9 protein-coding genes and 2 pseudogenes are annotated in these 9835 nt (G+C 67.5%); 6 read left to right on the forward strand and 5 right to left on the reverse strand.

What is annotated here, in order from left to right:
• Positions 1-326 precede the first annotated feature (326 nt).
• Both ACFYVL_RS09615 and ACFYVL_RS09620 read left to right on the forward strand, forming a co-directional pair.
• Positions 327-725 (forward strand): DUF6415 family natural product biosynthesis protein, encoded by a 399-nt coding sequence (locus ACFYVL_RS09615; RefSeq protein WP_389242520.1) that lies wholly within the window; start codon positions 327-329, stop codon positions 723-725.
• 32 nt (positions 726-757) lie between these two features.
• A pseudogene (locus ACFYVL_RS09620) lies at positions 758-922 on the forward strand (HEAT repeat domain-containing protein); the annotation flags it as partial.
• Positions 923-1052: 130 nt separating this feature from the next.
• Here ACFYVL_RS09620 and ACFYVL_RS09625 read toward each other — a convergent pair.
• Positions 1053-1712: a hypothetical protein gene (locus ACFYVL_RS09625; RefSeq protein ID WP_389242522.1), complete on the reverse strand. Its 660-nt coding sequence runs from the start codon at positions 1710-1712 to the stop codon at positions 1053-1055.
• A gap of 17 nt (positions 1713-1729) precedes the next feature.
• Complete coding sequence (locus tag ACFYVL_RS09630; RefSeq protein WP_389242524.1) at positions 1730-2119, reverse strand: PadR family transcriptional regulator; 390 nt, start codon at positions 2117-2119, stop codon at positions 1730-1732.
• Positions 2120-2514: 395 nt separating this feature from the next.
• On the opposite strand from ACFYVL_RS09630, the gene ACFYVL_RS09635 reads away from it, so the two are divergent.
• Positions 2515-2772, forward strand: coding sequence for a hypothetical protein (locus ACFYVL_RS09635; RefSeq protein ID WP_389242526.1), 258 nt, complete (start codon positions 2515-2517; stop codon positions 2770-2772).
• A gap of 19 nt (positions 2773-2791) precedes the next feature.
• Positions 2792-3472, forward strand: a complete 681-nt coding sequence (locus ACFYVL_RS09640) for a WD40 repeat domain-containing protein (protein WP_389242528.1) — start codon at positions 2792-2794, stop codon at positions 3470-3472.
• 65 nt (positions 3473-3537) lie between these two features.
• On the opposite strand, the gene ACFYVL_RS09645 is transcribed toward ACFYVL_RS09640, so the two are convergent.
• Positions 3538-4428 carry a DUF5655 domain-containing protein gene (locus tag ACFYVL_RS09645; RefSeq protein WP_389242530.1) on the reverse strand — a complete coding sequence of 297 codons (891 nt, stop codon included), beginning with the start codon at positions 4426-4428 and terminating at the stop codon, positions 3538-3540.
• A gap of 352 nt (positions 4429-4780) precedes the next feature.
• On the opposite strand from ACFYVL_RS09645, the gene ACFYVL_RS09650 reads away from it, so the two are divergent.
• The gene (locus ACFYVL_RS09650) at positions 4781-5611 is read left to right on the forward strand and encodes a hypothetical protein (RefSeq protein ID WP_389242532.1); all 831 of its coding nucleotides are present in this window, start codon (positions 4781-4783) and stop codon (positions 5609-5611) included.
• 189 nt (positions 5612-5800) lie between these two features.
• Positions 5801-6508, forward strand: coding sequence for a histidine phosphatase family protein (locus ACFYVL_RS09655; protein ID WP_389242588.1), 708 nt, complete (start codon positions 5801-5803; stop codon positions 6506-6508).
• A gap of 135 nt (positions 6509-6643) precedes the next feature.
• Here the strand turns inward: ACFYVL_RS09655 and ACFYVL_RS09660 are convergent, their stop codons facing one another.
• Positions 6644-7747 (reverse strand): hypothetical protein, encoded by a 1104-nt coding sequence (locus ACFYVL_RS09660; RefSeq protein WP_389242534.1) that lies wholly within the window; start codon positions 7745-7747, stop codon positions 6644-6646.
• A gap of 291 nt (positions 7748-8038) precedes the next feature.
• Positions 8039-8810: pseudogene (locus tag ACFYVL_RS09665) on the reverse strand (transposase family protein).
• Between the last annotated feature and the right edge of the window lie 1025 nt (positions 8811-9835).

Genomic DNA, 9835 nt, shown 5'->3' on the forward strand with positions numbered 1-9835 from the left:
AGGGCGGCTGCCCCGCGCTCTCGGCCCGCTCACGACTCTACCCACCGGCACGTGCAGCGACGGGATAATGCCTGTTTCAGCCACCTACGGCGCAACCTTGCACCTTCCACTTCCCGATCTGGCGACAGCCCTTCGCCCGTCCGCCCGGTCACCGCCCAGGGCCTTCTGACGCAGATTCGACGCGAGTTGCAGGGAGAGGTGCCACGTGGCCTGAATGGGCCCCGACCGGGCCGTCGGCCATCGCCTGGGCCGGTGGCCTGGGTCAATTCGAGCCTCCGCTGCCAACGGGAATCACGACCCGGCGTAACCCAGTTCGGAGGTACCCCATGCCCGGCCACCCCCGCTTCACCGTGGAACCCAAGAAGGGCACCCCCGTCGTCCCCCTCGACACCGGTCTCATGTCGTCCACCGTCGCACGCGCTCACCGGGCGCTGCGCTCCCACCCGCTGCCCCGCCCCGACGACACCGAACTCCTCACCAGCCTCCTCCACTCGCAGCTGGCCCTCCTCGTCCACGAAACCCAACCCCTCCTCACCGCGACGGACCACGCCGCGCGCGAACGGGAGCGCCGACAAGCCATCCACGACACCGCCCGACGCGCCCTGGAGGCCGCCCCCACCCAGGGGCTGGCCGCCTCCACGGACCGGCTGCGCGCGTTGCTCACAAGCGTTGAACACCTCCTGGCGCTCCTGGTCCAAAGCCAGCAGGGCACCGGCCGCACCTGAGACCAACTGTTGGGCCCACCCCCTGCCGCCCCGAAGCGGTGGACCGGGCCCGCGGCTGGGTCCACCGGCCGGACGCACTCGGCACCCCGGCCGCCGGCGTACTGGCCTGCCGCGGCGGCGCCCAGAACGCCCCCCTGGTCCTCGGCGCCCTGCGCGGGGCCGTCCGGACGGACGGCCCCGCCCCCCCCGAGGCGTGGGGCACCCAAGGCGCTACTTTCGGATCATGGTGCTGCCCAGATGAAGACGAGAGCAGGCATCGTCCGCCGAAACCGCGTCCGCCCGCGTCGGTGGCCGGCGGATTGACAGGGACACCCGATCAGGAGCCCTTCAGTTACCTGCACCGCCGGTCTCCCACGGCCAGGACATGTGGTGGTGATGCAGGAACTCCGTCAGCATCTCGTATCCCACCGCGGCGGGCACCGCAAGGAGAGCCGCGAAGACGGCCGCCCAGAGGATCTCCGTGCGATGCCGCTTCCAGTAACCCGCGGACGGGGCACAACCGGGGTGCGTGGCGAGGTCCAGGTCACTGTCGGGGCGTACGGCAAGGTGGTCTCTCCAGGCGTGGAGCAGGATCGACGGCCAGTTTCCCAGGAAGCTCAGCAGCACAGCGCACCAGGTGAATCCGTGGTCCTGACGCAGTGACAGGGCTTCCAGGCCGTCGCCGAGCCACTGCTTGCGGGCGCGGCGGGGAAGAGCGGCTGCCGGGAGGAGCAGTACGGCGGCTCCCAGCAGGGGCAGCAGTGGTGCCGCCCATCTCGCCGCGGGGCGTGTCGCCCGGAGGATCAGTGCGGCCGTGTCGCCGAGCAGCAGGAGCAGCAGCGGGCCCAGGCCCCACCCTGCTGTCCAGGCCCATTTGGCGCTGTGGCTGGCGTGGGCCAGGGGTGACTGGGGTGCGGCCCAGATACAGAAGACGGGCGCGGCCGACACGGTGCCGGCCAAAAGCACCCGTACGGTCCTGGTGTCCGCGCCGCGCGTGGACCGTGCCACGGCCGACAGTATCCGGCTCACCACCGCGCCTCCCCGGCGCCTGGGCCGCTACGGACGCCGGGAACCGCCGGGGCCCCCGGCCGCGTCGGGAGCCGTCGTGTTCGGCCGCGGGCGTCAAGCTCGGCCACCCGCTGCTGAACAGCGCCCAACTGGTCAGGATTGACACGGTAGTAGGTGCGCCGCGGCCTGCCCCGCACCCGCGGCTCCTGCGCCTCTTCCTGACGGCTCAGCAGCCACCCTGCAGCCTCCAGCCGGCGCAGAACGGGATACACGCTTCCGGGACCGTAGTGCAGTTCCTCCGCGGCCTGCAGACCGTAGAACTCGAAGTTCCGGTCCGCGAGATGCTGTTCGCACGCATAACGGGTGACGTCGATGGCCACTCTCGTCCACCGGGTGAACGGTTCCATGCCCCCAGCATGCCCATATGCAGTACACGCCAATCCAGCCCGCCCCCCCACGCGCCTGGACGACGCCCAGAACCCAGATCTCCCCACCCGCCGGCCGGTGTTGGACCCGTGGCGTCGGTTCCCGAGCAGTATTGAGGTACGGCAGGCCGCTCCATACTTCTGGGCGGGCCGCCGTAGGCGGCCTGCGCCGGGAACGGACGGGACCACCAGCACACCGGGACTGCGAAACCTGCCCCAAAGAGACTTGGCCTGGGCTGCGGTGCGCCCCTGCAGTGCGTCTGATCAGGGCACCGTCACAGGATTCGGCGGACAGCCTGCCCTAGCTCCGGGTCCGGTTCTACGCTCGGTGGAAGGCTGCCGCCGGAATCTGTCGCGGGGCCGGGAGGGTGGCGTGGGTGCACGAGGCGATCCGGCAATTCCTGGACAGTCTGGATGCGGAGGCGTCCGAGGAGGAGCGCCGCCAGGCGGCAATGGCGTGCGCGTCCGCTCTGGGCCTGGGTGGGATGGCGGTGTCGCTGGGGCAGGAACTGGTGTGGTTCAGCGACCGTATGAGTGCCCGTCTGGAGGATCTGCAGTTCGTGCTCGGACAGGGGCCCCTACCTGCTGCAGCACGCCGCAGCACACGCAACCGACGCAGGGAGCGACGCCCTTGACCGGCTTCTCACCAATCCCATGTACCTGATCCACGCGGAACCCGACACCCTGGCCCCTTACCTCCATCACGCAGGGAGTGAGACAGCCCAGCTTCATGCCGCGGTCTACCGCACCACGGTCACCCATCACCCTCAACGACATGACCCCGCCGTCCGCCGTGATCTGCTCGCCCTGGACGCCGCAGGCTGGCAACAACCCGCACTGGCACGCACCTTCACGCATGTTCCCCTGCCCGGACGCCCACTGCCACCCACACCAAGCTGGGCCTCCCTGGACACCCACAGTGCCCGACGTCATACCCTCGCCGCTCACAGCGACGACGTGACCGCGGTAGCCGTGACCGACAGCCCGGACGGGCCCCTCGCCATCACCACCGGCAACAGCCACACCGCGATCGTCTGGGACGTCCTCACAGGCCAACGACGCCACACCCTCACCGGCCACACCAACTGGGTGACCGCGGTGGCCGTGACCGACAGTCCGAAGGGGCCTCTCGCCATCACCACCAGCCACGACCGCACCGCCATCGTCTGGAACCTCACCACCGGCATGGAGGCAGCACGGTGTCATCTTCGTTCGCAGTCAGTGCAGTTGGCCTGGACACGTGGAGGCTTCGTCGTGACCTTCGGACACGACGTTGCGCATTTCGCGTTCCCAGCCGCCGGCGCGACGTCCTGCCCCAGCACGCTTCCGCAGTAGCGGCCCCTACGGCGGAGTTGCGTTGCCGCCCCGCCGGAAGCCGCCTTCTCAACCGAAGCGCTCAGTTACGCAGCGGCGTAGCTGAGTTGGAGCAGGTCCTGGGCGCGTTCGAGGTCCGCCTCCGAGCGGAGCTGGAGTTCGAGGTCGCCGGTGCCGTGGTGGCCGATGCCCGTGACATCGCGGGTGTAGCCCTCGGCCAGGTCGACCTGGTGGGGGTCGGCCTTCAGGTAGACGAGGAGCTTGGTCTGCTGGGGCGGGCAGACGCAGGCGAAGTTCTGCACCCGCTGGTAGGCGGCGTAATGCTTGCGCTGGATTCGGGTGACTCCACCGCCGAGACCGAGCAGCACCTCGTCCACCGCCCGGGCCAGCTCCCCCATTGCCGTGGGCGCCGCGCGGGGGGCCGCTGCCGCAGCGGCCCGTGGGCGGGCCCTGGAGCCCGTACTGGCGGTCGCTGAGGCGACCTCCTCCAGCGCGAAGTGACCGGGCCCGAAGTAGCGGTAGCGGACCAGGTCGATGCTGCGCCGGTGCTCGCGCACCGCATGCATGTCGTAGCGGGTGAAGTCGCCCGCAATGCAGATCACCCGCGGGGAACTCCAGAGCACCTGGGCCGCCGCCGTGACCCCGAGCCGGTCGCGGACCAGGTGCTCGAATTCCGCCCGGTGGTCCATCAGCCACGCGAGATAGAACAGCCCTTGATGGATCACTCCTGCGTCGGTGCCGCGCTTGAACTCCACGATGACCGGGGCCCCGTTCTCGTCGAGCCCGAGTGAATCAATGCGCCCGCCGTGCAGCGGGCCGGTGCTGTACTCGCTCGCCAGGAACCGCACCCCCAGCATCGTCTCCATGTGCGCCTCGACCAGACCCTGCACATCCGCCTCGACCACAGCAAGACGCGGCACGACCTCCACAACGCCACCATTCGACGTGTCCGTACGGAACAACCTCAGCTCCGCCACCTCCCCCTACTCGGCAACAGGGCCCACAACACCGCGAAGAACCAAGTTATTTCCGCGCACCGCAGACCAACAGGACCGCTTGGCTCTGCCGTTCGCGGCGGGCAGGAATCTTCTGCCGCACCAAGTGGCTGACATCGGGCAGCGGGCCAGCACTACTCGCCACACCGGCCCTATTTATCCTTTTCGCGGAATGCGCCTCCAGGCCCTACCAATTCGTGCAGAGTTAGCTGGTCACTTACCCGAAAGGCGAAGCATGCAGCCCAGTTACTTGTACTGGTCGGACCGAGCGATCCGGAAGATCGCGGAGGACAACGGGGTTGCTCTGTCGCACCGGCCGCGGTGGACAGCCTCAGTGAATGCCGGGCTCGTCCAGGTCGGCCTGGCAAGCCGGGAACAAGCGATTCGCGACCGGGCCGAGGAAGCGAAGCGGGTGGAGAAGGTACTCGGCAGAGCCCTCACCACGGACCTCTCCGCTCCCCCGCCCGCACTGTTCATCCGAGCCAGCGGCAGGGTCAATTTCGCTCAGTTCATGGGTATGTACGCCAAGAACCCCGGAGCGCTCCTGCACCTGCGGACGTACAACGGGTCGGGCCGCCAGGTGGATCTGTGCCTGTTCGGCAGCATGGACAACGTCAGCGGGTTTGGGCCGTGGGATGACTTCGAGAATGGGTGGGTGTCCTCGGAGGCTCCCGCGATCGAGCAACTGCTTCAAGCGGAGGGGGCCGTCTCGCTGGACGAGGACCCCCAGTATCTCGCGCTTGAAGCGCTGAAAATTGCCCTGCGACAAGGCAGTTCGGGCCCCGATGAGCAGCACGCAGGCCGTCCGGAGACTCGGGGGTTCACCGTCGGGCACAGCGGGGAATGCACTGTGCTGCTGAAGGTCTACACCGATGTCGTGGTGGACCGGGAGCGCTGGTCCTTCCACCCCGGCGACGTACTCGCCACGGCGAACCGCATCGTCATCGGCAGGCCGCTCTATGTCCGGACCCTGCATCCCGAAGCCACTGTCCGCTATCCGCAGTTGCGCCGCGGATCGCGGACGCGGCGCTGGTGGTGGCCCTGGGCCCTGCGCCCACGCTCAGAGCAGCGTACGACGTCCTCAGTGCGTGCACCGCTACCACCTGGGGACGACCGTGCTCCCGCCACCCTGCGCCCGCGCCGCGGCCGAAGGGTGAATCCCTGACGAGTCTCCCGCCAGCCCTCGTCGCCTCGGCCACACCGGCTGCCAGTCGCTCGGGCACGGGCACCTGGATGCCGGAACGGTCCGCACCCAAGCGGGCAGGCGCTACATCCCTCGCATCCCTGCCTGCTCGAAGCAAGCCCTTCTGCGGGTGCATCGCCCACAATCTGCGCCATGCGAACCGATCTGAAGATGCGCCCGAAGCGGCACCGAACAGCGAGGACGTGCTCCCACACTCGGCCCCCCGCGAGCGACCACGCTTCCCATACCGCTTGCCTGGAACTCGTCTTCGGGTGGCCCACGGATCCGACCACGCTCATACCGGGCGGCGAGAGCGGCACGGCCGTGCTCCAGCGCTTCGACAGCGTCGTCGAGGAAGCCGTGCGCAGTGGTGCGCGGACGGTGGCGATCGTCAGCCACGGTGTGGTGATCCGGGTCTGGATCGCCTTGCGCGCCGCGGGTGTCACCGCCCGGGACGTACAGCCGCGGGAGCTGGACAACGCCGGCATCGTGATCCTCGGCCACAGTGCAGAAGGCGCCTGGCATCCGGAGTCCTGGGACGGCCTGCCGGCCGGTCCTGGCGCGAGCGATCCGTGGGGCGGCGGTCCAACGGGCAAGCCTCTCCAGGGATGCCGTCAAGTCGTAAACGCGTCTGGATATCGCCCTACTGCCGGGCCCGATCGGCGGGTTCACTCAGACAGACCCTTCGCCCGGAGCCTGCCGGGCGGGGCCGAAGGGAAAGCGCGATGGCAGAGAGGATCTCCCCGCAAGCAGGGTGCCTGCCCGTCATCAGAGGGCAGGTTGCTGCGGCAGAGCGCCACGTCGCTGAATGTCGACAGCGCGAAGGGCCCAGGTTGCGGCATCGTGACGATGTTTAGCGGAGAGGTAGCCGGGGTTTAGTCCGAAGGTCTCGGACGCCGTAGTTCGTTTCCGATCTATGGGAGTAGGCAATCGGCTCGGTGGCGCAGGTGCCGTCCGGGAGACGGATCTCCGCCCCCTCTCCTCGCATCGGCGGAGGGGGCAGTGTCCAGTGGACTACGGGTACTTGCGATCGGCCTGAGGCCGTACCGAGGTGGGCCGCGCTTGTTCGCTGCGGCGACGTGCCGCTCGACGGTCGAGGAAGTCCACGATGCCGTGACGCCGGTGGCAGCCATCGGCGCACGGCGCGGTCGTGCCCGGCGGGTTCCCGGTGACCTGGGCAATCTCCACCCTCGGGCTGCCCGCATAGGTGAGTGCCTGGTTGTACTCCGCGATCTGGCACTCCTTCTCCACGGGGATCAGCTGCAGATCGAGACGGCCGCCGAAACCAGCCGGCGCATCGAACCACAGGCGGCACCCTCCACTGCCGTACGCGCACGTGCACGCGCGCATGTCCTCGCGCAGCGCGATACCGAAGACCGGGTCGGTAAGGTGCGCCACAATCACGTCGTGGTCCGTCCAACGTGTTCGGGCGACGTGGAGGCGGAAACCGTAGGTGTCGCTGTGTTTCGTGAAGGCTGCCATGTCCAGCCAGTCGGCACCCGTACGGAACATCACCAGCCGTCGCAGCAACGCGCTTCCCAGCGATGCCGTCTCCCGCCACGCTTCCTCGAACCAGCCGTGCTCCCGCATGAACGCCGTCTCTACTGTGGTGAGTCCGCGGTGACGGCACGGGGATGCTTCGCCGTGTTGCGCAGCCGTCCGAAGCCTCATCGCCTCGGCCTGCTCCCACGCACGTTCGGGAACGCCCTCCAGGCGCACCGCTGCCTGTGTGCCGTAGAGGCCGACGTCGATCCTTCCGTGCCCCTCCCGGCGAATCCGGAGGCCGCAGATGCCCCTCAAGGAATCCGCATCACCGGAGGAGAAGAGCCCCCAGGCAATCAGTTCCGCCAGCCCGTCAGGGTCGGCGTCCGGAGCGAAGCGGATGAGCGTACGGCGTTCCCCGGGGACCACCCGTGCAACGCGCAGGGGCCGGGTCGTGTACGTGGTGGGGTACTCCAGCAGTGCGCGCAAGATCTGGCTTTCGAGGAACGCCTGGTCCCCTTCGGCAGAGGGGATCATCGGACTGTCCGGTGCCTGGCGCTGGATGCGTGCCTTCGCGCCGGCCCAGGACTCCCCCGTGTAGCGACGGCACAGTTCGATCAGCTCGTTCTCGGGCATGACTGCTCCTTCGTGCGCTGCCCGGACCCAACGCGGGAAAGAGGTGATGCCTGCGTGAACGGTGCTCATGCATGCGGTGTGCTGCGAGGGGTTTCGACACGCTGCGCCGCGAATCATCCGGGTTGGCGCACGACGAGGATTTCCCTCCATCCAGGATGGACGCTAGACCCACCGCCCGTGACGAAGCAATGACCTCCACCCTTCCGGGTGAATTTCCGCCGCCAGGCCGCTAAAGGGTGTTGCACAAGGCTGCATTTGGTCAGGTCAGGGCCCGTGCGGGCGGTCTTCTGGTCATGATGTGAGGGCGAGGTTGTGCATGTGGGCGACGGCCTGGACGGCGTGGCGCGGGCCGTTGCCGTGCTGTCGGCAGTCGCGGAGGATCTTGTAGTTCTTTCATCCGGCCGATCACATGCTCCACCCGGGCCCGCACCTTACGGTGGGCGGCGTTGTCCGCCTCCTCGCCCGCCAGCAGGGGGCGGCGCGGGCGTTTGCGGTGGGGCACGGCCATGCCGCAGTTGAGGTAGGCGCCGTCGCCCAGCACGGTAACGCCCTGGCAGTGCTCGGCCAGCCCGGACGCCCGCCAGGCGTGCGCGTCTGCGGTAGTGCCCGGCACGGGCCGGGCGGCGGCGATCACGAGCCGGGTCTCGGCGTCCACGACGACCTGCACGTTCGCCGAGAACCGGTAGTTACGTGACGACGCACCAACGCGCCGGTCGCGGACCGGGAGCAGAGTGCCGTCCACGATCCACAGCCGGTCCGCCGCGTCAGCCGACCGGGACACCGGTTCCAGCGCGAGCAGCGGACCGAGCCGCTGGATCACCCGGCACACAGTGGAGGATGAGACCCCGAAGAGCGGTGCCAACTGGCGCATGGTCAGGTTCGTGCGGTAGTACACGGCCACTACCAGGACCCGTTCGGCCAGCGGCAGGCTCCACGGCCGGCCCTGCAGAGTGCCGTTCCCGCCCCGGTCACGGACCGCCCTGAGCAGCCGACCGAACTGCTCCAACCGCAGCCCGGTGAACGTCTCCAACCACAACGCCTCAGCCCTCAACACCGCTGCCATACCTGGGAGATGCCCAGTTCACAGCCTTGTGCAACACCCTTTAGCGGCGGGAGGGATCCTGCCTTGCGTTCCGCAAGGAAGCTCATCTGAACCAGACAGTCACACGGCATCCGTGCACCGGGTGAGACGATCTTGTGCGACACAGCGCGCAGGACCGATGTCATCACAGTCGCGCATTTGCTTGGGCACAGACAATCACCCGCGGGCACACAGCGGCGCCAGCAAAGAGGACGACGCGAAGGTAACGCGGGATCGCCGGTTTGCCAAACCGGCGATCCCGAAGACCGTTGATCTCTCCCCGGTACCGATGCCACACGACGGCCACCGAGGCCGGGAGAAACCGTCCCGGACGACCTCGCCCACCACCACACGAATGGAAGTTGAACGAAACCGAGTCGCCTAGGACGAAGATCAATGGACACCCGCACAATTGAGGACGCTTAATCCATTGACCGCAAGAACCTCCTAATGCGCGAGATTTCACACCCCAATTCAAGCCTGAAAGTATTTCCTTTGAAAAGATTCATTACCACAAAAGAGACCGCAGAGCTCATCAATATGTCCACCTCATGGGTTTACAAAAACGGACCCCGAGTGGGGTTGATTCCGTATCGATTCGGAGTTGGCCGTAATGCAAAACTACACTTCAGCGAGTCGGAGGTGAAGGCATGGATCCAGCAACGTAAAGGGAGGGTGCAAATTTGAAACAGAAGGGCACTTCCCAGGATCGCCCCTTTCGCCAAAATTCTGCTATGAAAGGCTACTGGCGCATTGACGGTAAAATCCATGGCTCGCGGAATGGGTGTCTTCTTCAAAGCATGCGAGCATCCAGCCGAACGGTGGTCAAAGTGCCCTCACACGTACAAGATTCGATACCGTGCCATAGACGGAATGCAGGTACAGGAATCGGGCTACGCGACCCAAGAAAAAGCCATTGCGCGTTTGACGGAAATCTACAACGCGAAGCGGGCTGCTCCGGGCCGGGCGAGCCGGGCGTCACGGGTGGCGAAGTACGGGGCGATGCG

Source organism: Streptomyces sp. NPDC004111 (assembly GCF_042874215.1).
GTDB lineage: Bacteria > Actinomycetota > Actinomycetes > Streptomycetales > Streptomycetaceae > Streptomyces.

Excerpts from the sequence above, each read along its gene's own strand:
- ACFYVL_RS09630 (WP_389242524.1), bottom strand. The coding sequence starts at position 2,119 with ATGGAACCGTTCACCCGGTGGACGAGAGTGGCCATCGACGTCACCCGT.
- ACFYVL_RS09640 (WP_389242528.1), top strand. The coding sequence starts at position 2,792 with ATGTACCTGATCCACGCGGAACCCGACACCCTGGCCCCTTACCTCCAT.
- ACFYVL_RS09655 (WP_389242588.1), top strand. The coding sequence starts at position 5,801 with ATGCGCCCGAAGCGGCACCGAACAGCGAGGACGTGCTCCCACACTCGG.
- ACFYVL_RS09660 (WP_389242534.1), bottom strand. The coding sequence starts at position 7,747 with ATGCCCGAGAACGAGCTGATCGAACTGTGCCGTCGCTACACGGGGGAG.
- ACFYVL_RS09615 (WP_389242520.1), top strand. The coding sequence starts at position 327 with ATGCCCGGCCACCCCCGCTTCACCGTGGAACCCAAGAAGGGCACCCCC.